This is a genomic window from Aminobacter sp. GW821-FHT11F06 (assembly GCF_058808215.1).
The window spans coordinates 256,186-280,376 of sequence record NZ_JBXARL010000004.1 but is presented as its reverse complement, the minus strand read 5'-3'; the positions used below and the strand labels follow the sequence as shown (position 1 = coordinate 280,376).

Here is a 24,191-nt window from a genome sequence, read left to right as displayed (position 1 = left end):
CGCTTGTCGGTTCTTGGCCGGTCAATCCTATACGAGGCCACCCCTAACCCCTCCCCACAAGGGGGAGGGGAATATGCTGAGCCTGTCCGCACCAACCATTGGTCGCTTGTCCTCATGAGGCCGCGACCGTCGGAAGTGGTCCCCCTCCCCCTTGTGGGGAGGGGTTAGGGGTGGGGGTATCTTTATATGCCATCATTGTCGTGCACTTCGCGCCGATTGCCGCAGCCTCGCCGCTTTCCTGTGGACCTTGAACAAGCGCGGCCGATTGGCCGTTTGGCGTTCGGCCCCGCAGTCACTATGTTCGCGCACCGTTCAACAGGCACCAGGATTCCATGGCTGGCGACAACAGGAAAATCGCTGCGATCATCGCGGCCGAGATCAATGCGAAGCCCGAGCAGGTCGTGGCCGCGGTCGGACTGCTCGACGAGGGCGCGACAGTGCCCTTCGTCGCGCGCTACCGCAAGGAGGTCACCGGCGGCCTCGACGACACCCAGCTGCGCAATCTGTCCGAGCGCCTGGCCTATCTGCGCGAGCTTGAAGCGCGGCGCGCGGCGATCGTCGAATCCATCACAAGCCAGGGCAAGCTGACCGACGATCTGGCGATCCGCATCGCAACCGTCACCACCAAGGCCGAGCTTGAGGACATTTACCTGCCCTACAAGCCCAAGCGTCGCACCAAGGCGGAGATCGCCAGGGAGCGCGGGCTCGGGCCGCTGGCGGAGGCCATCCTGGCCGACCGCTCCAAGGTCCCTGCCGAGCTGGCAGAGGCCTATGTCGTTGGCGACGTGGCGGATGTGAAGGCAGCGCTCGAAGGCGCGCGCGACATCGTCGCCGAAGGCATTTCCGAAAACGCCGAGCTTCTGGGCCGCTTGCGCAGCCACATGAAGGAGCGCGCGGTGATGCGGGCCCGCGTCGTCGACGGCAAGCAGGAAGCTGGGGCCAAGTTCTCCGACTATTTCGACCATTCCGAGCGCTGGGCCAACGTGCCGAGCCACCGCGCGCTCGCCATGCTGCGCGGCCGCAACGAGGACGTGCTGTCGCTCGATCTGGAGATCGACGCCGACGACACCTCGCCGGTCAAGCCGGTCGAGCGCATGATCGCTGCCGCCTATGCGATTGGCGCAACGCTTCCTGGCGACCAGTGGCTGATGACTGTCGCCGGCTGGACCTGGCGCGTGAAGCTTTCGCTGTCGTTGTCGCTCGACCTGATGCGCGACCTGCGCGAGGCCGCCGAGGAAGAGGCGATCCGCGTCTTTTCGCGCAACCTCAAGGACCTGCTTCTGGCGGCTCCCGCCGGTTCGCGCGCCACGATGGGCCTTGATCCGGGCATCCGCACCGGCGTCAAGGTCGCGATCATCGATGCCACCGGCAAGGTGCTCGACACCACCACCGTCTATCCGTTCCCGCCGAAGAACGATGTGCGCGGCACCCAGGCCGAGCTTGCCCGGCTGATCATCCGCCACAAGGTCGAACTGATCGCCATCGGCAACGGCACCGGCAGCCGCGAAACCGAGCGCCTGGTCGCCGACATGCTGTCTGAGATGCCCGGCGCCAAGCCGACCAAGGTCATCGTCAGCGAGGCCGGTGCTTCGGTCTATTCGGCCTCCGCCACGGCTGCCGCCGAGTTTCCCAATCTCGACGTGTCGCTGCGTGGGGCCGTTTCCATCGCGCGCCGCCTGCAGGACCCGCTCGCCGAGCTGGTCAAGATCGAGCCCAAGTCGATCGGCGTTGGCCAATACCAGCACGACGTTGACCAGTACCGGCTTGGCCGTTCGCTGGAAGCAGTGGTCGAGGACGCGGTGAATGCCGTCGGCGTCGACCTCAACACGGCCTCCGCGCCGCTTTTGGCGCGCGTGTCGGGCCTCGGGCCGTCGCTCGCCGAGTCGATCGTTGCCTATCGCGATGCCTCGGGCGCGTTTGCCACGCGCCGCGACCTGCTTGCCGTGCCGCGGCTCGGCCAGCGCGCCTTCGAGCAATGCGCCGGCTTCCTGCGCATCCGCGACGGCAAGGAACCGCTCGATGCGTCCTCGGTCCACCCCGAAGCCTATGGCGTGGCCAAGAAGATCGTCGCCGCCTGCGGCCGCGACCTGCGCCAGCTGATGGGCGACAGTGCTGCGCTGAAGGCCATCGATCCACGCGCGTTCGTCGATGAGCGTTTCGGCCTGCCGACGGTGCGCGACATCATCGCCGAGCTGGAAAAGCCGGGCCGCGATCCGCGTCCGGGCTTCAAGACCGCGACCTTCGCCGACGGCATCGACGACATCAAGGATCTGAAGCCGGGCATGCTGCTGGAAGGCACCGTCACCAACGTCGCCGCCTTTGGCGCCTTCGTCGACATCGGCGTGCATCAGGACGGCCTCGTCCATGTCTCGCAGCTCGCCGACAAGTTCGTGAAGGACCCGCACGAGGTGGTGAAGGCCGGCGATGTGGTCAAGGTCCGCGTCGTTGAGGTCGACATCCCGCGCAAGCGCATCGGCCTTACCATGCGCAAGGATGGCGGCGAGCCGGCCCCGCGCTCGGCAGCGCCTGCCAAGGCCCGCGACATGAAGTTCAGCTCATCATCGCCCAAGCCGCAACAGAACAAGCCGGAACAGCAGGGCGCCTTTGGTGCGGCGCTGCTGGAGGCTATGAAGCGGAAGTAGGATCGTCGGAGAGGTCGGCGCTTCCCCTTCTCCGTTTCGCTTCGCGAACCACCTCTCCCCCACTTTGTGGGGGCGAGGAACCCAAGCTGATTAAGCGTAGGCGCTGCCATCGCCTTCCTCTCCCCCGTCGATCGGGGGAGAGGTGGCCCGCAGGGCCGGAGTGGGGGTCGACCCTTACGCGGGCGCAACCAAGCCCCTGTTCACCCAGCGGCATCATCGCCCTTGCCCGCTTGCCCGTTCCTGCTTAGAAAGCCCCGGAAACGCGGCCTCAGCCGGCCGCTTGAAAAAGGTGCCGTGATCCCATGTCCAAGTGGAAAGACGTCAAGAAGGTCGTGCTCGCCTATTCCGGCGGCCTCGATACATCGATCATCCTGAAGTGGCTGCAAACCGAGCTCAATGCGGAGGTCGTCACCTTCACCGCCGATCTCGGCCAGGGCGAGGAACTCGAGCCGGCGCGCAAGAAGGCCGAGATGATGGGGATCAAGGAGATCTTCATCGAAGACGTGCGCGAGGAATTCGTCCGCGACTTCGTTTTCCCGATGTTCCGCGCCAACGCCGTCTATGAAGGTGTTTACCTGCTCGGCACCTCGATCGCCCGCCCGCTGATTTCCAAGCATCTCGTCGACATCGCCAAAAAGACCGGCGCCGATGCCATCGCCCATGGCGCCACCGGCAAGGGCAACGACCAGGTCCGCTTCGAGCTGTCGGCCTATGCGCTGAACCCCGACATCAAGATCATCGCGCCTTGGCGCGATTGGACGTTCAAGTCGCGCACCGACCTGCTCGACTTCGCCGAAAAACACCAGATCCCGGTCGCCAAGGACAAGAAGGGCGAAGCGCCGTTCTCGGTCGACGCCAACCTCCTGCACTCCTCCTCCGAGGGCAAGGTGCTGGAAGATCCGGCTGTCGAGGCGCCCGAATACGTCCACATGCGCACGATTTCGCCGGAGGCTGCGCCCGACAAGGCGACGATCATCAAGATCGGCTTCGAAAAGGGTGACGCGGTTTCAATCAATGGCGAGCGCCTGTCGCCTGCCAACCTGCTCGCCAAGCTCAACGACTATGGCCGCGACAACGGCATCGGCCGCCTCGACCTGGTCGAAAACCGCTTCGTCGGCATGAAGTCGCGTGGCGTCTACGAGACCCCCGGCGGCACGATCCTGCTTGTCGCGCATCGCGCCATCGAATCGATCACGCTCGACCGTGGTGCCGCGCACCTCAAGGACGAGCTGATGCCGCGCTACGCCGAGCTGATCTATTACGGCTTCTGGTTCTCGCCGGAGCGCGAGATGCTGCAGGCGGCGATCGACAGGAGCCAGGAGCATGTCGAAGGCGAAGTGACGCTCAAGCTCTACAAGGGCAATGTCATGGTCATCGGCCGCGAGAGCGCGAAGTCGCTTTACTCCGACAAGCTTGTCACCTTCGAGGACGACCAGGGCGCCTACGACCAGAAGGACGCCGCCGGCTTCATCAAGCTCAACGCGCTGCGCCTGCGCACGCTCGCCGCGCGCAACCGGTGATGACAGCTTTTCTTCTCCCCGTTCACGGGGAGAAGATGCCGGCAGGCAGATGAGGGGCAGCGTAAACCTCTCAGAAATCAGCTCTGCCCCTCATCCGGCCCTTTGGGCCACCTTCTCCCCGTGAACGGGGAGAAGGAAGAGGCTCAAGCCCCGCCTTCGTACAAATCCGTGAGATAGACCCGCTTGGCCGCGTCGTCGCGCCGGCTGAAGAGATAGCGCCCAAAGGCTTGGCGCTCGTGGTTGACCGCTGCCAGTTCCCAGACGCAGAAGGTCGCGCGGTGCGGCCCGTGCAGGGCAAACAGCGAGAAATCGGGCGCGTCGGCTGTTTTGGCGTAGACCGTTTCCCACATTTCGTTGGCGTTGCGCCACGAACTCACCAGCAGGAAGTGAAAGTCACCGCCGCAGCGGTGCAGGATGGCGAAACCCAGCTCGCCCTTGAGGTCGAGCCGCCCCGTCGCCGTTTCGGCGGCGAGGAAGCGCTGCGCCAGGGCTCGGGCTTCTTGTGTAACAGGCGTCGCTGCTTCGGCGATATCGTACCATTTGAGCAGGCCACCGCCTGCCGGCACTGGACGTTCCGGCACAACCGTCTTGGGATAGTGCGCATAGCCGTCGATATTGCCGAATCCGGAGAGATCGGCGGGCAGTCCGCTCGGGCTGTTCATCATGCGTTCCTCGTCCGCATCGAAAAAAGCCCGGTGCGGACACCGGGCTTTTTTCATTCTGCGTCCGAGGCGCTGGCTTGGCCAGTGTGCCTCAAATATCTCCTGACAGGGCCTTTTCGGGCCCTTCGTCGTCAGTTGCCGTCGATCTCGGCACCGATGATGGCGATGGCCTGCTGGTAGACGCTGGCCGCGTTCCAGCCCTGAAGTGCTGCGAAATTGGCCTGGCCTGCCTGGTAGCCGGCGCCGGCCTGCCAGCCATGGCCGCGCAGGAAGTTGGCTGTCGAAGCCAAAGCGTCGGCCTTGGAGCGGACCATGTCGATCCTGCCATTGCCGTCGCCGTCGGCACCATATTTCAGCACATTGACCGGCAAAAACTGGGTCTGGCCGATTTCGCCATGGGCAGCACCGATGGCGTTGGGTGCGAGCGTGCCGTTCTGGACCAGCTTGAGCGCGGCGTAGAGCTGGTCGGTGAAATATTCGGTGCGGCGGCAGTCATAGGCGAGCGTCGCCACAGCCGACAGCGTGTGCTGGTTGCCCAAGAAGGCGCCGAAGCCTGTTTCCATACCCCAGATCGCGATCAGCGGGCCCGCCGGCACGCCGTAGCGGGCCTCGATGCTCTGGAACAGCGCCGCGTTCTGCTTCTTGAGGGTCTTGCCCTTGGACGCAATCGTCTTGCCGCCGCGCTTGGCCATGAACTGGTCGAGCGAGAGCTTGAAGCTCTTCTGGTTGCGGTCGGCGTAAATGGTCTTGGTGGCGTAAGTCGTGCTGGCGAGCGCGTTGAGCGCATTGGCCTTGATGCCGTTGGCCGCCGCCTCTTTCGCAAACGAAGCTTTCCATGCTTCGAAGCCGCCCGCATTGCTGCCGCACTGCGCCGCATAAGCGCCGCCGGCCGTAACCGCCAGCATGGCGGTGGCCGCAGCAAATGTCTTCACCTTGGCAAGTATTGCCATGCCGTTCTCCTGATGCCTGAATCAATGCCCTTGGGAGGGATGTTGCCAGCCGCACGCTCTCTTGTCATCGTTAAGAAGGCGTTACGTCCCCACTGTCTTGCAATGGCTGGTGGCAAAAAACTTGCACAGGATCAAGCAATGAATGTGGCGAGAGCACGGAAAAACCGTGCGGGATGGCATTGCCGTGGTCGTCGGGTCCGATTCCAGGAGGCTTTCGGCGGCAAAACTGCTCCGCGCGGCTGGGTTGAACTTCAAGCTGCCCGAGGGCGTCGAGCCCGCATCAGCGGCCGCGACCGGGCAGCCCGCAAGCGCCGGCCTGCTACAATTCGTGAGCATTTTTGCCGGAACTGATCGCTGATTGCTCCGTTTTTGCCCCTTGAGGGACCAGGAAAAGGAGCGAAAAGATGAAAACCAAACTGTTGTTTCCCGCCGTTGCGGGCGCGCTCATCGCCTTCTCAGGCCCGTCATTCGCGGATGTTGCGGTGCAGGCCGCCACGGACCTCAACGTACGCGCCGGCCCCGGTCCGCAGTACCCTGTCATAGGCGTCATCGCCGCCGGGCAAGGCACCACGTTGCGCGGCTGCCTCGAAAGCGGCAAATGGTGCAGCGTTGCCGATTCAGGCGGCGATGGCTGGGTCTATTCCGATTATCTGGTCGGCAATTTCGGTGGCCAGCAGGTCACACTTTCCGCCCGCCCGGCTGACTCAGGCGTGATGGTCGTCGACCCGCCCAAGGGCGGTGGCCCCACCGGCGCTGTCGTAGGCGGTGTCACGGGCGCGATCGCCGGTGCGGTCGTCGGCGGGCCGGTGGGTGCTGCCGTGGGTGGCGGCGCCGGCGTCATTGCCGGTGGCACCGCAGGCACGGTGATCGATCCTCCTGGCAAGGTTCGCACCTATGTCGAGGCGCACCGCACCGAGCCGGTCTATCTTGACGGCGAAGTGGTCGTCGGCGCCGGGCTGCCGTCCAGCGTGCAGCTGGCTGAAATCCCCGGCTATGAGTATCGCTATGTCTATGTGAACGGCCAGCCGGTGCTGGTCGAACCGTCGACGCATCGCGTCGTTTATGTGATCCGCTGATAACAACGAGGTCGCCGGGCTTTTGTCCGGCGGCCTCGTTTCAGACATGGACCTGCGCCAATCCGCCTTCCGCCGCATCGTCGAACGGCCTGAAGGAAACATAGAGCAGCCAGAAGTAGAGCCCGGCCACCCCCGATATGATCAGCCAGCCCGGCGCGAGGCCGAGATTGGCATTGGCAGCGACCTCCCAGAGCGACGAGACCAGATCGCCACTGCCCCCGGTGGCCTGCAGCTTGGGCGTCGAAATCTTGAGCACCCAGGCGAGCAGCAGGATCAGGAACATCCAGATGTAATTGCGCCTGAGCCGCCGCGAGAATGCGTCGGCATAAGAAATGCGAAATTGCGGTTCCCTGAGGCTGTCGCCCAGCATCTGGCGCCAATTCACGCTCTCCCCGGCCACGGGCGAAAACATCTGGGCGAAGTAGTAGCGTTCAAAGGTGCGGACGCGTGATCGGTAGACGTCGAAGAAACGGTAGCGCCGCGCCTCGATCCAAAGCAGCAGGAAAATGAGCAGCATGGCAAACAGCAGCACGCCGTGATGGGCGTTGGGCGTCGACAGCGACACCGACAGCATCGCCGCCACGACGGTGATCGCCCAGTTGCTGGTCCTGTCGATGCGGTCGCGCCAACCGGCCATCCTGGCCATCTCCGCGCGGTGGTAATGCGCCATGGTGTTGACGATTTCGGCCGAGGTCGAAGGCATCGGCGCGAGCAGTGGCAGATCTGGATTGGCACGTTCCGGCATGGCAGCCTCCCTGGCGCATCGGCCCGAAAATCGGAATCGATGCTGTTGCGGCGGCGGGACCGGGTTTGCGCTTGCTGATGTTTCGGGGGCCGGCCGCGCTTTGGCCCGAAGGTCCGACGCCGGCGCAGATTCTATACCTGTTGCTGCGAGATCGCGCGGAAATCGGCAGCGGCTGCCAGGCTTAGAAGCGTGCCGAAGTCCCTTTTTTGCCGGTCTTGGCACTGCGCTTGAGCAGCCGCTCGAATTCGTCCGCCGGCAGCGCCTTGGAATAGAGGTAGCCCTGACCGACGCGGCAGCCCATGGCGTAGAGCGCGGCCTCCTGCGCCCGCTTCTCGATGCCTTCGGCGACGACGGAAAGCCCCATATCCTTGGCCATGCCGAGAACCGCGCGCACGATCGCGGCGTCCTGCGGATCCTTGAGCATGTCGCGGACGAAACTGCGATCGACCTTGAGCACTGTTAGGGGAAAGCGCTTGATGGTGCTGAGCGCGGCATGGCCGGTGCCGAAATCGTCGAAGGCGAGACCAACACCCGCCTTGGCCAGCTTGCGGAACGGCGACAGCGTGCGCTCCTCATAATCGAGCGCGATGGTTTCGGTGACTTCGAGTTCCAGCGCCTTGGCCGGCAGGCCGTGGCGCGCAAGCGTCGTCAGCACGGTTTCCGCCAGATTGCCGGCATTGACCTGCACGGCAAACAGATTGACTGCCATGCTGATCGGGGCAAGACCCCCAGCGCGCCATTCGGCCGATTGCCGGCAGGCTTCGTCGAGGATCCAGCTGCCCACTGTCAACGCGCCCGTATGCGTTTCGAGCACGGCGAGGAAGTCGGCCGGCTCAAGCAGTCCACGCGTCGGATGGTTCCAGCGCAGCAGCGCTTCGGCGCCCAGCACACGGCCTGTCTCCAGGCAAACCTGCGGCTGGTAGAACAGCACGAATTCCCTGGCGCCGATGGCGCGCAGAAGCTCATCCTGCAAGGCACGCCGCACCGCCACGGCGTTGCGCATGCCCGGCTCGAACATGCGATAGCTGCCGCCGCGCTGCCGTGCCCGGTAAAGCGCCAGATCGGCACTCGCCAGCAGTTCCTCGGCATCGCCGCCGTCGCCAGGCGCCACCGCCCCGCCGATGCTGACGCCGAGCTTGAGCAGGTGATCGCCAATTTCGAAAGGCTTGTCGAAGGACAAAAGCAGGTTGTCTGCTGCAGCCGCGACAGCGGCAGGTTTGTCGATGCCGCGCAACAGCACCGCGAATTCGTCGCTGCCGAGCCGGGCCACCATGGCGTTGGCGTCGAGCGCTGCCGGCAGCCGCACGGCCAGCGCCTGCAGCAGCGTGTCGCCGGTGGCGTGGCCGAGCGTGTCGTTGACCTTCTTGAAGCCGTCGAGGTCGAGCAGCAATATGCCCGTCCGTTCGCCTGCCGCCAGCGCGTCCTCGAGCTGCATGTCGAACTGGAAGCGGTTGGGCATGCCGGTCAGCGTATCCTGATGCGCCAGGCGATGCAGCCGCGTGTCGCGCTGCCGCCGCTCCGAGATGTCGCGGATGATGCCACCCATGGAAACGCCATTCGGGCCGTGCCACACCGAAAGCGAAAGCTCGATGGGGAATTCGCTGCCGTCGCGCCGAAGTGCCGCCACTTCCACTGTCTTGCCGTTCAACTTCGACGGTTCGCCAGAGCCGACGCGGGCAATGCCGGCATTGTGGGCGCCGCGCAATCTCGGCGGAATGATCAGGTCGAGCGTGTGGCCGACCATCTCGGTCCGGTCATAGCCGAACATGCGCTCGGCCGACTTGTTGACGTAGGTGATTGTGCCTCGGGCGTCGATGACGACGAGGGCGAATTCGATATTCTCGGCAAAGCCGGCAAGCAGCGAGTCGGCGCCTGACAAGCGACCGTCCCCTTCGGAAACGACATGCGAGCCGCCCGCATGGTCACACATGGTGGTAAAATACCCTAAAATAGTACATAAAGCCCCCCGGCTGTCCGGCACCCTAATCGGCAAGTCTTAACAGGGCCTGAGTGCTGCGCCGGGAATATATAGCTCAAGCGGCGCAGGGATGCGCCTTGGCTTGACTCCCAAGCCGTTTTCCTGTCTACAGCCCACAAATTCCGCGACGAGTTCCACTCCGAGCGGCCGACCGGGACACCCTAGTGGGTACAAAACGATCCCGGAGGCCAACACCCGGCAGCGCAGTGCGCCCCCGGGTGCTTTTTGGTTTGGTTCATGCGCGCTGAGGCATTACCTCTCGGTTCGACACCGGTTGGCTGAGAGAAGGGAAGTCGAATGTTTGAATCGCTGCAAGAGCGGCTTGGAACGATCCTCAACGGCCTGACCGGCCGTGGCGCACTGTCGGAGGCCGATGTCTCGGCAGCCCTGCGCGAGGTTCGTCGTGCCTTGCTCGAGGCCGACGTCGCGCTCGAAGTGGTCCGCTCCTTCACCGACCGCGTCCGCGAAAAGGCTGTTGGCGCAGCGGTGCTCAAGTCGATCAAACCCGGCCAGATGGTCGTCAAGATCGTCCATGACGAGCTGATCGAGATGCTCGGCGCCGAAGGCGTCGCCATCGACCTCAACGCGCCGGCCCCGGTCGTCATCATGATGGTCGGCCTGCAGGGCTCGGGCAAGACCACCACTTCGGCCAAGATAGCCAAGCGCCTCACCGAGCGTCAGGGCAAGAAGGTCCTGATGGCCTCGCTCGACACGCGCCGTCCGGCAGCACAAGAGCAACTGCGCCAGCTCGGCGAGCAGACCAAGGTCGCGACCCTTCCCGTCATCGCAGGCCAGTCGCCTGTCGACATCGCCAAGCGCGCCGTCCAGGCGGCCAAGCTCGGCGGCCATGACGTCGTCATCCTCGACACCGCCGGCCGTACCCATATCGACGAGCCGCTGATGGTCGAGATGGCCGACATCCGCAAGGTGTCGGACCCGCACGAAATCCTGCTCGTCGCCGACTCGCTGACCGGTCAGGACGCCGTCAACCTCGCCAAGAATTTCGACGACCGCGTCGGCATCACCGGCCTGGTGCTGACCCGCATGGACGGCGATGGCCGCGGCGGTGCGGCGCTTTCGATGCGCGCCGTCACCGGCAAGCCGATCAAGCTGATCGGTACCGGCGAAAAGATGGATGCGCTGGAGGAGTTCCACCCCAAGCGCATCGCCGACCGTATCCTGGGCATGGGCGACATCGTCTCGCTCGTGGAAAAGGCTGCCGAAAACATCGACGCGGAAAAAGCCGCGGCGATGGCCAAGAAGATGCAGTCGGGCAAGTTCGATCTGAACGATCTCGCCGACCAGCTTGGCCAGATGCAGAAGATGGGCGGCATGGGCGGCATCATGGGAATGATGCCGGGCATGGGCAAGATGAAGGACCAGATGGCCGCGTCCGGGCTGGACGACAAGATGTTCGGGCGCCAGATCGCCATCATCTCGTCGATGACCAAGGCCGAGCGCGCCAATCCAGACGTCCTGAAGCACTCGCGCAAGAAGCGCATCGCCGCCGGCTCCGGCACCGATGCCGCCGAAATCAACAAGCTGCTCAAGATGCACCGCCAGATGGCCGACATGATGAAAGCCATGGGCGGCAAGGGCAAGGGCGGTGGCCTGATGCGCGGCATGATGGGCGGCCTGGCCTCCAAGATGGGGCTCGGCGGCATGGGTGGAATGGGCGGCATGCCCGACCTGTCCAAGATGGACCCCAAGCAGCTCGAAGCCTTGCAGAAGCAGGCGGAAGCAGCCGGTCTCGGTGGCGGGCTCAAGGGCCTGCCCGGCGGTGGACTTCCCGGCATGGGCGGCGGCGGTTTGCCTGGCCTGCCCGGTGGCATGAAGCTTCCGGGTCTCGGCGGCGGCCTGCCCGGCCTTGGCAAGAAGAAGTGAGGAGCGCGCGATGACAGACACCAATCCTCAGGCGCAGCTCCAGGAACTGCGCGCTTCGATCGACAATATCGACGCAGCGCTGATCCACATGCTGGCCGAGCGCTTCCGCTGCACCAAGGCTGTCGGCGTGCTCAAGGCGACGCATGGTCTGCCGCCGGCCGATCCGGCGCGCGAACAGTCCCAGATCGCGCGTCTCAGGCGTTTGGCCGACGACGCGCATCTCGACCCCGATTTCGCGGAGAAGTTCTTGAACTTCATCATCCGCGAGGTGATCAGGCACCACGAAATGCTGGCCGCTGAACGAAATGGCGGCTCAGACAGGACCACCTCCGCCTAAGGCGGAAAAAGCAGAACATACCAAACCCAAGACAGAACTATTCAGGAGTAAGACAATGTCCCTTAAGATCCGCCTGGCCCGCGCCGGCTCCAAGAAGCGCCCCTACTACCACATCGTCATCGCTGACGCCCGCAGCCCGCGCGACGGCCGCTTCATCGAGGCGATCGGCGCCTGGAACCCGCTGCTGCCCAAGGATGGCGACCGCGTGAAGGTCGATGCCGACCGCGCCAAGCATTGGCTGTCGAACGGCGCGCTGCCGACCGACCGCGTTGCCCGCTTCCTCGACGAGGCTGGCATCGTCAAGCGCGAAGCCCGCTCGAACCTGACCAAGGGTGAGCCGGGCAAGAAGGCCCAGGAGCGCGCTGCTGCTCTGAAGAAGGCCCAGGAAGACGCTGCTGCCGCTATCGCTGCTGCGACTGCCGCTCCGGCCGAAGCTGCTTCGGCAGAGTAATTTTTCGCCTGTCTGGCGAAAGGAAAACGGCGGGCCGAAAGGTCCGCCGTTTTGCGTTTCAGCCAGTGCTCTCGATGGCACTGCGCGTGCTGCTTGACCTTTGGATCAACGGGCCGCACCCTTTCGCCAAAGGAGGAGCCGCGCATGTCCGACAAGATTTCCGCACTCAATGCCGACGGCGTATCCGAGCCCTTTGCCGCTGTTACAGCGCCGATCGAAGCCTTTTCGCATGGCGAGCGTTTCGGCAGCAGCTTCAGGCATCTGTCGAGCTTTGGCGGCGGCGATCATGTCGGGGTGGCTCTTGAGGAGCTTGCGCCGGGCAAGGAGTCCAATCCGTCGCACTATCACATGCTCGAGGAAGAGCACGCCTACATCCTTGAAGGTGCGCTCACGCTCCGGCTCGGCGCGCGGGCCTATGTCATGAAGGCTGGCGACTATGTCTGCTTCCCGGCCGGCCAGAAGGTCGGGCACTCGCTGTTCAACCACACCGATGCTGCGTGCCGCTATCTCATCATCGGCGAGCGCAACCCCAATGATGTCATCGTCTATCCAGAATCCGGCAGGGTCAGCGTCCGGCTGACAGGTGAAGGCTACGCCAAGTCGTCGGTCATGGAGTACTGGGACGGTATCGATTCAACCGTGGCCGGCGCGTAAACACCAGACACCGGCCGTCACGAGTAATAAAAATGCTCCGCCGCCAGCATCGGCGGCGGCGTTTCGCCCAACGCTTCGAACACCGAGATTTCGCAGACGCGGCACAGGCCGTCGAGCGCGAGGTCATTGGCCTCCATGCCGAAGGGGTCTTCCAGTTCTTCGGACAGCGCGTCGAGGCCAAAGAAGGTGTAGGCGATCAGCGCGGTGAAAAGCGGTGTCGCCCAGCCGGCGGAAGCCGCGAGCCCGAAAGGCAGCAGCAGACAGAAGACGTAAGCCGTGCGCTGCAAAAGCAGCGTGTAGGCAAAGGGCAGGGGTGTGCCCATGATGCGCTCGCAGCCGGCCTGGAGCGCTGCGATCGCCGACAGCCTTTCGTCGAGGATGCGGTAATCCATCGCTTCCAGCACTTTTGTCTGCTTCAGCGCGCCGATCTTGTGGCCCATGCGCCGCATCACAGCGTCGGGCTTGTTGGTCGCGGCAAAAATCTCGTCCACGGCATCGCCGACAAAAGGGCGCGCGGCGTCGCGGGTATCTATCCGGCGCAGCTCACCGCGCAGGAAATGACAGAAGGCCAGCGAATCCATCAGCAGCGGTCTCAACTGGTCACGCTCGGAAATCATCGCGGTCGCGGCGCGGGAAAGGTTCCTGATCTCGAAGACGAGCTGGCCCCACAGCTTGCGTGCCTCCCACCAGCGGTCATAGGCGGCGTTGTTGCGGAAGCCGAGATAGATCGACAATGCAACGCCGAGCAGCGCGAAGGGGGCCATGCCGGCGTTGCCGAAATCGAGCTTGAGTGCCTTGATGGCGGCCACCACCAACGCGCCATAAAGCGCGAAGCCAAAAATCTGCGGCAGGATGCGCGGTACCACCGATCCGCGCATGACAAAGAACAGTTTCAGCAGGCCGGTGCGCGGACGAACGATCATATGGCCTGATACCTTTGCGTTGGTGGTGCGTGGCGATTGTGCGTCGAGGAAGGTGTGGGAGTCACGATCCAATCGCGACATCGCGGGCGATTTCGTCGAATTATTTCAGGTGCTTGCCGGACTTGTGCTGTTTCGCAACGAAACCCCATCCGTCGGGGCGAGGGATGTCTCACCCGTATGGGTAGGCGGTCTACGGGGCGCCTGCGCGCGCATAGCGGATATCCGGCAGCCCCTCTTCATTGCTGGACCCATCGCCGAATGCTTCCGATTTGAAGCCGTGACGCTCGTAGAAACGCCGTGCGCCGGCATTTGCCTCAAAGCAGAAAAGTTTCACGTGAGTCATTCGGGCGGTCACGTGGCGCAGCAACTGGCTGCCGATGCCGCGTCCCGTCCAGGCCGGATCGAGATAAAGCTGCTCGAGCCAGTCGCCCTTGACCGCGGCGAAGCCGACGATCTTGTCCTTCATCGTTGCGACGGTGACGTGCTGTTCGGCAAGCAGGCTGCCCCTGACGAAGCGCAAATCTTCATCAGGCGTGTGCAGCTGAGGCATCCAGTCGAAGGCGGCAAGTGCCGCCCTCAGGATGCGGGCGATGTCGTGTGCGTCTTGAGCCTTGGCCTGACGCAGCTCGACATCGGGCATTGTCGTCAGGCCGCCTTCTTCTTCGGCGTGATCAGGCCGCGTTCGACCAGAAGCTCGGCGATCTGGACGGCGTTGAGGGCAGCGCCCTTGCGCAAATTGTCGGAGACGATCCACATCGACAGGCCGTTGTCGATGGTCGAATCCTCGCGGATGCGCGAGATGTAGGTCGCGTCTTCGCCAGCCGAGTCGAGCGGGGTGGCGTAGCCGCCGTCCTCATGCTTGTCGATGACAAGGCAGCCTGGCGCCTCGCGCAGGATGTCGCGCGCCTCTTCGGCGGTGATCGGGTTTTCGAACTCGATGTTGACGGCTTCGGAGTGGCCGATGAACACCGGCACGCGCACGCAGGTCGCGGTCAGCTTGATCTTGGGGTCGAGCATCTTCTTGGTCTCGGCGACCATCTTCCACTCTTCCTTGGTGGAGCCGTCTTCCATGAAGACGTCAATGTGCGGAATGACGTTGAAGGCGATGCGCTTGGTGAACTTCTTGTTTTCGACCGAATCGGCCACGAACACGGCGCGCGTTTGCGTGAACAGCTCGTCCATGCCTTCCTTGCCGGCGCCCGAAACGGACTGGTAGGTAGCAACCACGACGCGCTTGATCTTGGCCACGTCGTGCAGCGGCTTCAGCGCCACGACAAGCTGGGCGGTCGAGCAGTTCGGGTTGGCGATGATGTTTTTCCGCGTGAACAGCGAGATGGCGTCCGGGTTCACTTCCGGAACGATCAGCGGCACGTCCTGATCGTAGCGGAAAGCCGACGAGTTATCGATGACGACGCAGCCCTGCTTGCCGATCTTGGGCGACCATTCCTTGGAGACATTGCCACCCGCCGACATGATGCAGATGTCGACGTCGGAAAAATCATACTGGTCGAGGACCTTGGTCTTCAGGGTCTTGTCGCCGAACGACACTTCGGAACCGAGCGAGCGGCGCGAGGCCAGCGGCACGATCTCATCGATCGGAAAGCCGCGTTCCTCGAGGATGTTGAGCATTTCCCTGCCGACATTGCCCGTGGCGCCGACGACTGCAACCTTGAAACCCATATCGAAAATCTCCTGTCCCTCTCCGCTCGCTTTTGGAGAAAACCCGCTGGCCGTTGCGGGCTTCATCCCCCGGGCCGGACCCGGGAGAGGGTGAGCAGGCCAAGGGAAATCACACCGTTTTGGTGGTGGTGGTTTTGGCCATGGTTTTGGTCGAAAGCAGGGACGCGGTTCCGCGCCCGGCACGATGGTTGGCATCGTGGCCGGGGAAGTCGAATGCGAAAAGCGCCATCAAGAGGCCGCGCATCGGAGGGATCCCTGTTCGCCGCCGCTTTTATCCGGTTTGTATGGAGAGTCAATCGCGGACGCCGCTTGAAGCTGCGCCGTTTATGTCAAATTAGAGTTGCCTTGCATGTTCGGCGGGTTACTCTCGATGCATTGAGCAGTCGGGACGAAGCCGATGGGCACGCCAGTCGAAGCGAAGGTGCCGGTAGCTGCAGTCATCAACGGTCGCCATGGCAGCCTCCGCCCGCTGGACGCGTCGGATGCTTCGACGCTTTATCGCCGTTCGCATGACGAAAACGTCGCAACCACCTGGGCCGAGATGAAGGTCGGGCCGTTTGCCGACGAAGCTGCTTTTTCCAAGCACATCGACGATCTCGTGTCCGACCCGAAGCGGGCGTTTTTCGCGGTTGTCGACCTGGATGGCGCCATACTGGGCTGGCTGTGCCTGATGGAGGCCCGGGTGGCGCATCAAGTTGTCGAACTCGGCTACGTGCTCTTCACCAGCGGGATTCAGCGCACCACGCTTGCCACCGAGGCGCTCTATCTCGTCATTCGCCACGTGTTCGAGGAGCTTGGCTATCGTCGCCTCGAATGGATGTGCACCGCTCAAAACAGCCGGTCGCGCGTCGCCGCCGACCGGCTCGGTTTCACCTATGAGGGGACACTGCGCGAAGGATTGCTGCTCAAGGGCAGGCCGAGAGACATCTGCATGTACTCGATGCTGTCGTTTGAGTGGCCATCCCGCCGCGCAACGATGGAGCAGTGGCTCGACCCCGCCAACTTCCGTGATGGCAGGCAGTTGCGCTCGATGAACGAAATCAGGACGGATCCATAGCATCAGCCGTGCCGGCAGCGGCGGCTACTTCTGCCTGAGGCGGATGCGCGGTAGGCGCAGCCGCGACCCTTCGGCCGACTGGGGCTGGGCCAGAAGCGTGGTGAGTTCGGCCGGCAGGCTGGCCAGCGCCCTCTTCGAGCCCACGCCATCGGCAATGCAAAGGATGCTGTCGTAGAACTCGATGCCCATCGCCGATTTCGGTGGTGTCGCCTCATGCATGACGCTGATCACCGTCACATCTGGACAATTGTCCTTGATCACCTGGTGAAAGGCGATCTTGGCGTCGAGATCAAGGGCTGCGGTTGCTTCGTCGAGAAACAGCAAGCCGGGCTGCAAAAGCAGGATGCGGGCCGCCACCAGCTTCTGCTTCTGGCCACCTGAAAGCAGCTGGTCCCAGCTCTTGCCCTGGCGGGTTTCGTCGCCGAGATGTTCGATGAAGTCGCCAAGGCCGGCCTTGTGCAAGGCAACGGCCACCTTGGCCTCCGAGTGGGCGTCCGGCTTGTCCGGCAGGCAGACAAGCTGCTTTAGCGAAACCTGCGGCAGCTTGATGTCCTGGGTGGCGTAGAACGACCTGATACCTTCGGGAAAGACGATGGCGCCACGGCCATACGGCCACAGCCCGTTGATCGCCTTGACCAGCGAGGTCTTGCCGCAGCCGGACTGGCCAGACACGAAGGTCCATTCGCCGCGCCTGAAGCGCAGATTGGCGATCGTCAGGAAAGGACTTGCCTCGCGGCCCTGATGCATCAGTTCGAGATTGCGGATCGTCAGTCCAAACAGGGCATTCTGGTTGCCATAGCTGAACTCGGACTGGCCTGTGGCTGCGTAGAATGCCGGCGGTCTCTGGACGTTTTCGATCGCCTTTGCGAGATCGCTGACGCGCTCGCTATTGGCCCTAAGGGTGGCGATTGCCGGCATGACCTGGATGAACCACGAGCACTGGCTGATCAGCGAGTTCACCAGCTCGGCGCCGGTGATGTAGCCCTTCAGGTTGATCTGGCCGTGCATGTAGGGAACAAGGCCCGGCCCATAGGCGACGATGCGGGCAGCGATGAAACCGTAGATCGATTCAAACGACATGTAGCCGGCGTTGACTGTGTTCAGCCGTCCCCATGTCCGGTCGATATCGCGATAGAGCCGGTCGTGCATCGCCTGCTGCACGCCTTCGCCGCACGATGCCGCGACGTGGAAACTGCGCCTGAGCAGGATCGTCAGTTCGCCACGGTAGCTGCCTTCGGCCTGCTGCATCCTGGCGCTGAGGCGCTCCATCACGCCGCCGAGCTTCATGGCGATATAGGTGTTCAGCGGCACATAGGCGGCGACCGCCGCCAGTGCGAGGACGAAGCTGCCATAGTTGCCGAGGATTTCCAGGCCGCGCACCGAGGTCGAGGTCTCCAGGAGCTTCTGGCCGACAAAATACAGCGACGTGGCGACGCTCATGATGCCCATGGCAAGCCCGATTGCGCCACCGGTCATGCCCTTGATGGAATCCTGGACGCGCTGGTCGATATTGTCGGGTGCCATGCCCGAACCATTGGTCGCGTCCGCATTGTGCTGAACGTGGAAATGGGTGTGGTTGGCGTCGAGCAGTGCCGCGTTGAAGCGGCTATCGAGCCAGCCACGCCATTTGCGGTGCAAGGTGGTGGAAAACAGGTGCCGGATGCCGGTGAAGCCCGCATCCTTGATGACCACCAAAAGAACCAATGTTCCCGCGCTGGTCAGCAGAGACGCCAGTGGCGCCGCATTGGCCGGGTCGTGGAAAAAAGCGATGGAATTGACCAATTCGCCTGATGCTTCGGCCATCCAAACGCTGGCCTTGCTGGAAAGTGCGGTGAGGAGGGCGATCACCAGCGTCAGCCCCCAGGCTTCCTTCCAGCGATCCGAGACCCAGTAGGCCCGCATCAGGCCCCAGAAGCTGCGCATCGCCGAAACCGGCGTCAGGGGAGGCGGCCTTGCGGCGCGGCGACGCCATCTGTTTAGCGATGGATATCGAGGTCTAGCGACCCGAATCACGATGTTCCCTACCCAGTGCCCTTTTCTTTAGCGAAGGGTAACATGAGTTGAGCATTCTCAAATCGAATTGTCCCGCCATTGGCCTCGATTGGATTCACCTCGTCGTGATCAGTGGCCGATGCGCAACGGCACCGGCGTTCAAATACGCCTTTTGGAGGAAGCGGGCGAAGGGCCCGCGGAGGCTTGCAGCCGACACTAAAACTTTGCACAGAGTGCGGCTGGCGGTGGACGAGGGGAAAATGCGCGGCGAAGTGCTTTACTACGACGAGACCCAAGGCTTCGGCTTCATTGCCGGCGCTGACGGCAATCGCTACGCCTTCGCGCGCGAAGACCTGCGTCGCGTCATGCCGATCGACAAAGGCGCTGAGGTCGAATTCCAGTCCAGTGGCGGCCAGGCACGCGACATCTTTTCGATCCGCAGCCAGGCCAGTGCGCCGGCTGCGGTGCCACCCCCTCAGCTTTTCGGCCGTATGGCAATCAGCAGGGCCGTCGAAAAGACGAGTCTGTGGTCGTATTTCTGGTGTGGGCTGACCGCCAACTACGCCAATTTCCGTGGCCGGGCGCGGCGCAAGGAGTATTGGGGTTTTTACCTCTTCTGGGCGATTTCGCTGGTGTTGCTCATGGGCGCTGGCTTTGGCATCGACGGCGCGCTCGGCAATCTCGACGCGGGCCGGGAGCAGCCGGTGGCAGCGATTGCCTTGCCGGGTTTGCTGCTGCTGGCCGGCATAGTGCCATGCATTGCCGTCACGGTGCGCCGCATCCACGATCTCGGCCTGTCGGGCTGGTTCTACCTGCTGATCCTGCTGCCCTATGTTGGCGGGCTGATCATCCTGGTGTTCTCGCTCATGCCTTCGCAGAAGCAGGAAAACAAATGGGGGCCGGTGCCGGCGGGGGTGAAGGTTCCCCCGCCTTACGGTTCGGCCGCCTAGGTCAGGCGAAGAACTTCGCCACGATGGCGTCGCCCATTTGGGTCGTGCCGACTTCGGTCTTGCCCTCGGACATGATGTCCTTGGTGCGCAGGCCGTCGTCGAGCACGGCGGCGATCGCAGCTTCCAGCCTGTCGGCCTCGGCCACCATGTTGAAGGAATAGCGCAGGCACATCGCAAAGGACGCGATCATGGCGATCGGGTTGGCGATGCCCTTGCCGGCGATATCAGGAGCCGAACCGTGCACGGGCTCGTAGAGCGCCTTGCGCTTGCCGGTGAGCGCGTCCGGCGCGCCGAGCGAGGCCGACGGCAGCATGCCGAGCGAGCCGGTCAGCATCGCTGCGACGTCCGACAGCATGTCGCCGAACAGATTGTCGGTGACGATGACGTCGAACTGCTTGGGCCAGCGCACCAGCTGCATGCCGCCGGCGTCGGCCAGCATGTGGTCGAGCTTGACGTCGGCGTACTTGGCCTTGTGGGTGGCGGTCACCACCTCGTTCCACAACACGCCCGACTTCATGACGTTGCGCTTTTCCATCGACGTCACGCGGTTCTGGCGCGTGCGGGCCAATTCGAAGGCGACGCCCGAAATGCGCTCGATCTCGAAGGTGTCATAGACCTGGGTGTCGATGCCGCGCTTCTGGCCGTTGCCAAGGTCGATGATCTGCTTGGGTTCGCCGAAATAGACGCCACCGGTCAGCTCGCGCACGATCAGGATGTCGAGGCCCTCGACAACCTCCTGCTTGAGCGAGGACGAGGCCGCGAGCGCGGGATAGCAGATCGCCGGACGCAGGTTGGCAAACAGCTCCATGTCCTTGCGCAGGCGCAAGAGGCCGGCTTCGGGGCGAACCTCGTAAGGCACGGCGTCCCACTTCGGGCCGCCGACGGCGCCGAACAGCACGGCATCCGCCGCCATTGCCTTGGCCATGTCGGCGTCGGAGATCGCCTGGCCGTGCGCGTCATAGGCCGAGCCGCCGACGAGGCCTTCTTCGGTGACGAAGCCGGTGCCCAGCTTGTCGTTCATTGCGGTAATCAGCTTGCGGACCTCGGCCATGGCCTCTGGGCCGATGCCGTCGCCGGGCAGGAGAAGGAGCGTTTTCGATGCCATGAACATTTTTCCCAAGAAAGTGCCGTGAACCGCGGTCTTGCTAGCCTTCGAGGGGCCAGCGCGCAAGCGGGAAAGGCGCGGGTTTCTTGAATTGTTGGAGGTGAATGTGTATGTTTCAGACGGTCTATACACATAGGTGCAAGATGCGCACGAACATCGATATCGACGACGAACTCCTCGCCGAGGCCATGAAGATCGGCGGCTTCACCACGAAGAAGGCGGCCGTGGAGGACGCCTTGCACCAACTTCTTCGTGGGTATCGGCAAAAGCAGGCCATCGAGAACATGCGCGGGATGGGCTGGGAAGGCGACCTTGAAGCCATGCGGGCGGATTTGGATTGAGCCGGGATGGGCATCCTTGTCGATAGCTCGGTATGGATCGACAACCTCCGGAGCAGGGATACGCCCCAGGTCAGGAAGCTCCGGGCCATCGAGCGACCACAGTCGATCGTTGTTGGTGACCTGGTGTTGGTCGAAGTTCTGCGCGGCGCACATGACGAGAGGCACGCCAAGCGCCTCGAAGCTGAAATGCGGCAGTTCGATACGGTTTCATTGTGCAGCGTGGAACTGGCACCGCTTGTCGCTGCCAATGACCGACTGCTCAGGTCGAAAGGCGTGACCGTCAGAAAGCTGGTCGATCTCGTCATTGCCACATTCTGTATCGAGCACGATCACAGACTTCTGCATAGCGACCGCGACTTTACGGCAATGAGGTCCTACCTGGACCTGCAGCTTTATTAAGCCTCAGTCGCCTCGCTTCAGCGCCGTCACCTCGATCTCGATCTTCATCTCGGGCTTGTTGAGCTGGCATACGATCATCGTTGCCGCCGGGCGGATGTCGCCAAACGTCTCACCGAGAATCGGGAACACCACGTCCACATAGGCCTGGTCGGTGATGTAATAGTGCGCGCGCACCACGTCCGCCATGTCAAAGCCGCCGTCGGACAGTGCCTTGGCAATGGTGGCGAGGCAGTTGCGCGTCTGCGCCTCCACGCTCTCCGGCATGGTCATGGTGGCATAGTCGTAGCCGGTGGTGCCGGAGACGAAACACCACTCGCCCTGCACGACCGCGCGCGAATAGCCGGCGGTCTTTTCGAATGGCGATCCGGTGGAAATCAGCTTGCGCATGGCAATCTCCTCATTGCGGCGGGGTCAGCGCCTTGGTCATGGCGTCCTTGACCTCGGCTGGCCATTCGGCGAGGGCGGGCCAGGTCTTCGGCTCCGGCGTGTCGACCTGCTTGGCGAAATAGAGCTTCTTGCCGGCAACATCGACGGCGATGAAGGCATCGTTGATGCCGCAGGCATGGGGGACACAGCCGCTCGCAAACAGGGTTCCCGATGCCGTCTTTTCCGGGCCAGCCGAAACCGAAAGGCCAAGTGCCACCTCCTCGAGCTTGTCGCCAAGCAGCGACTGGGCGGCGGCATAGAGCTCGGCATTGTCGAAGAAATCGACGGGATAGACGACGTCCTCGACCTTGAGGTCGGCCCATGTCGTGCCGGGCTGTGGCGTGAAGGCAAGATCGCCGGCCACTGTCAGGCCGCCCTCCAGCGACCATTGGCGGACCGGCGCCTTGGTGCCGGGGAGCAGGTAGGGCACGAAATAGAGCGTGTCGCCGGTCGCTGCCGCAGGCGGGGTACCGCACTCGCCGTCGCCCACTGTTGTCGACTGGATGCCGGCCTCGGTCTTCCAGGCGAGCACTGTCTCCGGGCCGCAGGCGTTGCCGCCATTGCCGACGTCGAAGATCGCGACTTTGGTGCCGTTCAGGTCGACAGTGCGCTGATGGAAGGCAACGTAATTGCGCGCCAGTTCCTTGCCCTCGTAGGAGACGATTTTTTCGCCCTCGGGGTTCTCGGCAATCGTGAAGTTTCCGCCTTCGAAGGGGATCGTCTGAGGTTCGCTGTCTTGGGCCAGGGCCGACGACGAGGCGGTCAACGCCAGCGCGAATGCTGCAAGGATGGCGGAAGATTTCATTGTCTGCTCCTGGAGACCGACCTGCGATGTCACGGAACAGCTCGAATATCTGGCGCTCCGAATCTCGAGGCGCGACAATGCCATGGCACAGTGGACCTGTCAGCCGAAGCCTGTTGCTCCAGCAAAAAGCCCCGCCGCGATTTCCATCGGGACGGGGCTTTGGGTATTTCAGCTGGTGTGTCGAGGCTCAGGCCCAGGGGCGGCTCTCGGCGACCTTCTTTTCGTAGGTGTCGATCGACTTCGCCTTTTCCATGGTCAGGCCGATGTCGTCGAGACCGTTAAGCAGGCAGTGGCGACGGAAATCGTCGAGGTCGAAGGCAACCACGCCGCCGTCAGGGCCACGGATTTCCTTGGCTTCGAGATCGACCGAAACCGTGGCGTTGGCGCCGCGCGAGGCGTCGTCCATCAGCTTGTCGAGGTCTTCCTGGCTGACGGTGATCGGCAGGATGCCGTTCTTGAAGCAGTTGTTGTAGAAAATGTCGGCAAACGACGTCGAGATGACGCAGCGGATGCCGAAGTCGAGCAGCGCCCAGGGCGCATGCTCGCGCGACGAGCCGCAGCCGAAATTGTCGCCGGCGACGAGGATTTGCGCCTTGCGGTAGGCCGGCTTGTTGAGCACGAAATCGGGGTTTTCCGAACCGTCCTCATTGTAGCGCATTTCGGCGAAAAGCCCGACACCAAGGCCAGTGCGCTTGATCGTCTTGAGATAATCCTTGGGGATGATCATGTCGGTGTCGACATTGACGATCGGCAGCGGCGCGGCGACGCCGGTGAGCTTGGTGAATTTTTCCATGGCTTTGTGCCCGTCTGGCTGTTGCGGGGAGTTGGCTTGCCCCGCTTTACACAAGCTTGGCCCGGAATCAAAGCGTTTCGACGCTACGGCAGCCCTTCCATCCAAACCGAAACGGCCGTGGATCGCTTCAACGATCCACGGCCGCTTGATGCGGAGTGACTGGCCGATATCAGGCGCGGTCGAGCGCCATCACGCCGGTTTCGGTGCCGGTCAGGCGGCGCGAGCGGCCGTCAGCACCGACAACCATCTGGATGCGCCGGCGCTCCGACGAAAACAGTTTTGAGGTCGACACGTCCACCGGCGGGTTGAAGGCGACGGTGACGCGCCAGAGGTCCGGCTTGATCGTCTCTTCGAGACCGATGACGCGACCCTTGGCGGGATTGCCGTTGAAGGTGCCCGACACCGTCTCGCCGACGGCGAAGGGTGCGGTGTCGGCGGGCTCGTCGGTCTTGGTGCCGTTGGGACGCGCGGCCAGCGTGTTCCAGTCGCGCGCGCCTTCCTGGCGGGCGACGAGTTCGAGCGCCTTGGCGTGGCTGACGGCGATGCCCTCGCTGGCCAGCGCGTCGCGCAGCCTGCGGGCGTTGTTCTTGTAGTCGTTTGTGTGACCGTTGGTCATGGGTTCGCTCCTTCGCGATGCGCGAACGGCGTGTTGAAAGTCGGGAGCCCGCATTGCCGCTTCGGCCGTCGCATCGACAGGGAAACGAACTTTTCGAGGGAAGCTTCACCAGGCCTTGCGGCTGCGGGCGGCAGGGGCTTCCCGCCCTTGACCGCCCTCAGATAGGATCAAGCAGGCGCGCCGTCAATAAGGGGCGCCGGTGGCC

At 63.3% G+C, this 24,191-nt stretch carries 25 protein-coding genes; 11 read left to right on the top strand and 14 right to left on the bottom strand.

What is annotated here, in order from left to right:
* Positions 1-332 precede the first annotated feature (332 nt).
* On the top strand, positions 333-2,642 hold the full coding sequence (locus AC1RTB_RS12760) for a Tex family protein (RefSeq protein WP_492878541.1): 2,310 nt from the start codon (positions 333-335) through the stop codon (positions 2,640-2,642).
* Between the two features lie 302 nt (positions 2,643-2,944).
* Complete coding sequence (locus AC1RTB_RS12755; RefSeq protein WP_492878543.1) at positions 2,945-4,162, top strand: argininosuccinate synthase; 1,218 nt, start codon at positions 2,945-2,947, stop codon at positions 4,160-4,162.
* A gap of 143 nt (positions 4,163-4,305) precedes the next feature.
* Here the strand turns inward: AC1RTB_RS12755 and AC1RTB_RS12750 are convergent, their stop codons facing one another.
* Together AC1RTB_RS12750 and AC1RTB_RS12745 are read right to left on the bottom strand one after the other, a co-directional pair.
* Positions 4,306-4,827 carry a hypothetical protein gene (locus AC1RTB_RS12750; RefSeq protein WP_492943818.1) on the bottom strand — a complete coding sequence of 174 codons (522 nt, stop codon included), beginning with the start codon at positions 4,825-4,827 and terminating at the stop codon, positions 4,306-4,308.
* Positions 4,828-4,955: 128 nt separating this feature from the next.
* Positions 4,956-5,774: a lytic murein transglycosylase gene (locus tag AC1RTB_RS12745; RefSeq protein ID WP_492878546.1), complete on the bottom strand. Its 819-nt coding sequence runs from the start codon at positions 5,772-5,774 to the stop codon at positions 4,956-4,958.
* A 404-nt stretch (positions 5,775-6,178) separates the two neighbouring features.
* Here AC1RTB_RS12745 and AC1RTB_RS12740 point away from each other — a divergent pair, with 404 nt between their 5' ends.
* The gene (locus AC1RTB_RS12740) at positions 6,179-6,850 is read left to right on the top strand and encodes a DUF1236 domain-containing protein (RefSeq protein WP_492878548.1); all 672 of its coding nucleotides are present in this window, start codon (positions 6,179-6,181) and stop codon (positions 6,848-6,850) included.
* A gap of 40 nt (positions 6,851-6,890) precedes the next feature.
* Here AC1RTB_RS12740 and AC1RTB_RS12735 read toward each other — a convergent pair whose 3' ends face one another.
* Together AC1RTB_RS12735 and AC1RTB_RS12730 are read right to left on the bottom strand one after the other, a co-directional pair.
* Complete coding sequence (locus AC1RTB_RS12735) at positions 6,891-7,595, bottom strand: DUF2270 domain-containing protein (protein WP_492878549.1); 705 nt, start codon at positions 7,593-7,595, stop codon at positions 6,891-6,893.
* A gap of 181 nt (positions 7,596-7,776) precedes the next feature.
* Positions 7,777-9,474, bottom strand: a complete 1,698-nt coding sequence (locus tag AC1RTB_RS12730) for a putative bifunctional diguanylate cyclase/phosphodiesterase (RefSeq protein WP_492943817.1) — start codon at positions 9,472-9,474, stop codon at positions 7,777-7,779.
* Positions 9,475-9,870: 396 nt separating this feature from the next.
* Between AC1RTB_RS12730 and ffh the strand changes: the two genes are divergently transcribed.
* The 4 genes from ffh (at position 9,871) to AC1RTB_RS12710 (ending at position 12,899) form a co-directional block, all read left to right on the top strand.
* Positions 9,871-11,457 (top strand): signal recognition particle protein, encoded by a 1,587-nt coding sequence (ffh, locus tag AC1RTB_RS12725; RefSeq protein ID WP_492878553.1) that lies wholly within the window; start codon positions 9,871-9,873, stop codon positions 11,455-11,457.
* Positions 11,458-11,467: 10 nt separating this feature from the next.
* Entirely contained in the window at positions 11,468-11,794 is a 327-nt protein-coding gene (locus AC1RTB_RS12720) for a chorismate mutase (protein WP_476783568.1), read from the top strand.
* A gap of 55 nt (positions 11,795-11,849) precedes the next feature.
* Positions 11,850-12,245, top strand: coding sequence for a 30S ribosomal protein S16 (gene rpsP / locus AC1RTB_RS12715; RefSeq protein ID WP_492878555.1), 396 nt, complete (start codon positions 11,850-11,852; stop codon positions 12,243-12,245).
* 144 nt (positions 12,246-12,389) lie between these two features.
* A complete protein-coding gene (locus AC1RTB_RS12710; protein WP_492878557.1) occupies positions 12,390-12,899 on the top strand; it encodes a cupin domain-containing protein in 510 nt (169 codons plus the stop codon).
* Positions 12,900-12,916: 17 nt separating this feature from the next.
* Here AC1RTB_RS12710 and AC1RTB_RS12705 read toward each other — a convergent pair whose 3' ends face one another.
* The 4 genes from AC1RTB_RS12705 to AC1RTB_RS12690 all read right to left on the bottom strand — a co-directional run bounded on the left by AC1RTB_RS12705 (position 12,917) and on the right by AC1RTB_RS12690 (position 15,746).
* Positions 12,917-13,894: a bestrophin family protein gene (locus tag AC1RTB_RS12705; protein ID WP_492878559.1), complete on the bottom strand. Its 978-nt coding sequence runs from the start codon at positions 13,892-13,894 to the stop codon at positions 12,917-12,919.
* Positions 13,895-14,012: 118 nt separating this feature from the next.
* Entirely contained in the window at positions 14,013-14,462 is a 450-nt protein-coding gene (locus tag AC1RTB_RS12700) for a GNAT family N-acetyltransferase (RefSeq protein WP_492878561.1), read from the bottom strand.
* A 5-nt stretch (positions 14,463-14,467) separates the two neighbouring features.
* Entirely contained in the window at positions 14,468-15,502 is a 1,035-nt protein-coding gene (locus AC1RTB_RS12695; protein ID WP_492878563.1) for an aspartate-semialdehyde dehydrogenase, read from the bottom strand.
* Between the two features lie 109 nt (positions 15,503-15,611).
* Complete coding sequence (locus tag AC1RTB_RS12690; RefSeq protein ID WP_280959920.1) at positions 15,612-15,746, bottom strand: hypothetical protein; 135 nt, start codon at positions 15,744-15,746, stop codon at positions 15,612-15,614.
* 153 nt (positions 15,747-15,899) lie between these two features.
* Here AC1RTB_RS12690 and AC1RTB_RS12685 point away from each other — a divergent pair, with 153 nt between their 5' ends.
* Complete coding sequence (locus AC1RTB_RS12685) at positions 15,900-16,559, top strand: GNAT family N-acetyltransferase (RefSeq protein ID WP_492878565.1); 660 nt, start codon at positions 15,900-15,902, stop codon at positions 16,557-16,559.
* A gap of 24 nt (positions 16,560-16,583) precedes the next feature.
* Here the strand turns inward: AC1RTB_RS12685 and AC1RTB_RS12680 are convergent, their stop codons facing one another.
* Entirely contained in the window at positions 16,584-18,482 is a 1,899-nt protein-coding gene (locus AC1RTB_RS12680) for an ABC transporter ATP-binding protein/permease (protein WP_492878566.1), read from the bottom strand.
* A gap of 329 nt (positions 18,483-18,811) precedes the next feature.
* Here AC1RTB_RS12680 and AC1RTB_RS12675 point away from each other — a divergent pair, with 329 nt between their 5' ends.
* Entirely contained in the window at positions 18,812-19,501 is a 690-nt protein-coding gene (locus tag AC1RTB_RS12675) for a DUF805 domain-containing protein (RefSeq protein WP_492878568.1), read from the top strand.
* Between the two features lies 1 nt (position 19,502).
* Here AC1RTB_RS12675 and leuB read toward each other — a convergent pair whose 3' ends face one another.
* Positions 19,503-20,606, bottom strand: coding sequence for a 3-isopropylmalate dehydrogenase (leuB, locus tag AC1RTB_RS12670; RefSeq protein ID WP_492878570.1), 1,104 nt, complete (start codon positions 20,604-20,606; stop codon positions 19,503-19,505).
* A 110-nt stretch (positions 20,607-20,716) separates the two neighbouring features.
* On the opposite strand from leuB, the gene AC1RTB_RS12665 reads away from it, so the two are divergent.
* Positions 20,717-20,947 carry a type II toxin-antitoxin system VapB family antitoxin gene (locus tag AC1RTB_RS12665; RefSeq protein ID WP_492943816.1) on the top strand — a complete coding sequence of 77 codons (231 nt, stop codon included), beginning with the start codon at positions 20,717-20,719 and terminating at the stop codon, positions 20,945-20,947.
* A 6-nt stretch (positions 20,948-20,953) separates the two neighbouring features.
* Entirely contained in the window at positions 20,954-21,346 is a 393-nt protein-coding gene (vapC, locus tag AC1RTB_RS12660) for a type II toxin-antitoxin system VapC family toxin (protein ID WP_492878574.1), read from the top strand.
* 3 nt (positions 21,347-21,349) lie between these two features.
* On the opposite strand, the gene AC1RTB_RS12655 is transcribed toward vapC, so the two are convergent.
* The 4 genes from AC1RTB_RS12655 to AC1RTB_RS12640 form a co-directional block, all read right to left on the bottom strand.
* Entirely contained in the window at positions 21,350-21,733 is a 384-nt protein-coding gene (locus tag AC1RTB_RS12655; RefSeq protein WP_492878576.1) for a RidA family protein, read from the bottom strand.
* A gap of 10 nt (positions 21,734-21,743) precedes the next feature.
* Positions 21,744-22,577, bottom strand: a complete 834-nt coding sequence (locus AC1RTB_RS12650) for an Ivy family c-type lysozyme inhibitor (protein WP_492878578.1) — start codon at positions 22,575-22,577, stop codon at positions 21,744-21,746.
* A gap of 187 nt (positions 22,578-22,764) precedes the next feature.
* A complete protein-coding gene (gene leuD / locus AC1RTB_RS12645) occupies positions 22,765-23,370 on the bottom strand; it encodes a 3-isopropylmalate dehydratase small subunit (RefSeq protein ID WP_476788137.1) in 606 nt (201 codons plus the stop codon).
* A 169-nt stretch (positions 23,371-23,539) separates the two neighbouring features.
* The gene (locus AC1RTB_RS12640) at positions 23,540-23,986 is read right to left on the bottom strand and encodes a glyoxalase superfamily protein (protein ID WP_492878580.1); all 447 of its coding nucleotides are present in this window, start codon (positions 23,984-23,986) and stop codon (positions 23,540-23,542) included.
* Positions 23,987-24,191: the final 205 nt, after the last annotated feature.

Coding starts and splice junctions, on each gene's coding strand:
- AC1RTB_RS12745 (WP_492878546.1), bottom strand. CDS start 5,774: ATGGCAATACTTGCCAAGGTGAAGACATTTGCTGCGGCCACCGCCATG.
- AC1RTB_RS12720 (WP_476783568.1), top strand. CDS start 11,468: ATGACAGACACCAATCCTCAGGCGCAGCTCCAGGAACTGCGCGCTTCG.
- vapC (WP_492878574.1), top strand. CDS start 20,954: ATGGGCATCCTTGTCGATAGCTCGGTATGGATCGACAACCTCCGGAGC.
- AC1RTB_RS12735 (WP_492878549.1), bottom strand. CDS start 7,595: ATGCCGGAACGTGCCAATCCAGATCTGCCACTGCTCGCGCCGATGCCT.
- AC1RTB_RS12700 (WP_492878561.1), bottom strand. CDS start 14,462: ATGCCCGATGTCGAGCTGCGTCAGGCCAAGGCTCAAGACGCACACGAC.
- leuB (WP_492878570.1), bottom strand. CDS start 20,606: ATGGCATCGAAAACGCTCCTTCTCCTGCCCGGCGACGGCATCGGCCCA.
- AC1RTB_RS12695 (WP_492878563.1), bottom strand. CDS start 15,502: ATGGGTTTCAAGGTTGCAGTCGTCGGCGCCACGGGCAATGTCGGCAGG.
- AC1RTB_RS12650 (WP_492878578.1), bottom strand. CDS start 22,577: ATGAAATCTTCCGCCATCCTTGCAGCATTCGCGCTGGCGTTGACCGCC.
- AC1RTB_RS12690 (WP_280959920.1), bottom strand. CDS start 15,746: ATGCGCGGCCTCTTGATGGCGCTTTTCGCATTCGACTTCCCCGGCCAC.
- AC1RTB_RS12655 (WP_492878576.1), bottom strand. CDS start 21,733: ATGCGCAAGCTGATTTCCACCGGATCGCCATTCGAAAAGACCGCCGGC.
- leuD (WP_476788137.1), bottom strand. CDS start 23,370: ATGGAAAAATTCACCAAGCTCACCGGCGTCGCCGCGCCGCTGCCGATC.
- AC1RTB_RS12675 (WP_492878568.1), top strand. CDS start 18,812: ATGCGCGGCGAAGTGCTTTACTACGACGAGACCCAAGGCTTCGGCTTC.
- AC1RTB_RS12665 (WP_492943816.1), top strand. CDS start 20,717: ATGTTTCAGACGGTCTATACACATAGGTGCAAGATGCGCACGAACATC.
- AC1RTB_RS12760 (WP_492878541.1), top strand. CDS start 333: ATGGCTGGCGACAACAGGAAAATCGCTGCGATCATCGCGGCCGAGATC.
- AC1RTB_RS12640 (WP_492878580.1), bottom strand. CDS start 23,986: ATGACCAACGGTCACACAAACGACTACAAGAACAACGCCCGCAGGCTG.
- AC1RTB_RS12685 (WP_492878565.1), top strand. CDS start 15,900: ATGGGCACGCCAGTCGAAGCGAAGGTGCCGGTAGCTGCAGTCATCAAC.
- rpsP (WP_492878555.1), top strand. CDS start 11,850: ATGTCCCTTAAGATCCGCCTGGCCCGCGCCGGCTCCAAGAAGCGCCCC.
- AC1RTB_RS12740 (WP_492878548.1), top strand. CDS start 6,179: ATGAAAACCAAACTGTTGTTTCCCGCCGTTGCGGGCGCGCTCATCGCC.
- AC1RTB_RS12680 (WP_492878566.1), bottom strand. CDS start 18,482: ATGCGCAGCTTCTGGGGCCTGATGCGGGCCTACTGGGTCTCGGATCGC.
- AC1RTB_RS12750 (WP_492943818.1), bottom strand. CDS start 4,827: ATGATGAACAGCCCGAGCGGACTGCCCGCCGATCTCTCCGGATTCGGC.
- AC1RTB_RS12710 (WP_492878557.1), top strand. CDS start 12,390: ATGTCCGACAAGATTTCCGCACTCAATGCCGACGGCGTATCCGAGCCC.
- ffh (WP_492878553.1), top strand. CDS start 9,871: ATGTTTGAATCGCTGCAAGAGCGGCTTGGAACGATCCTCAACGGCCTG.
- AC1RTB_RS12755 (WP_492878543.1), top strand. CDS start 2,945: ATGTCCAAGTGGAAAGACGTCAAGAAGGTCGTGCTCGCCTATTCCGGC.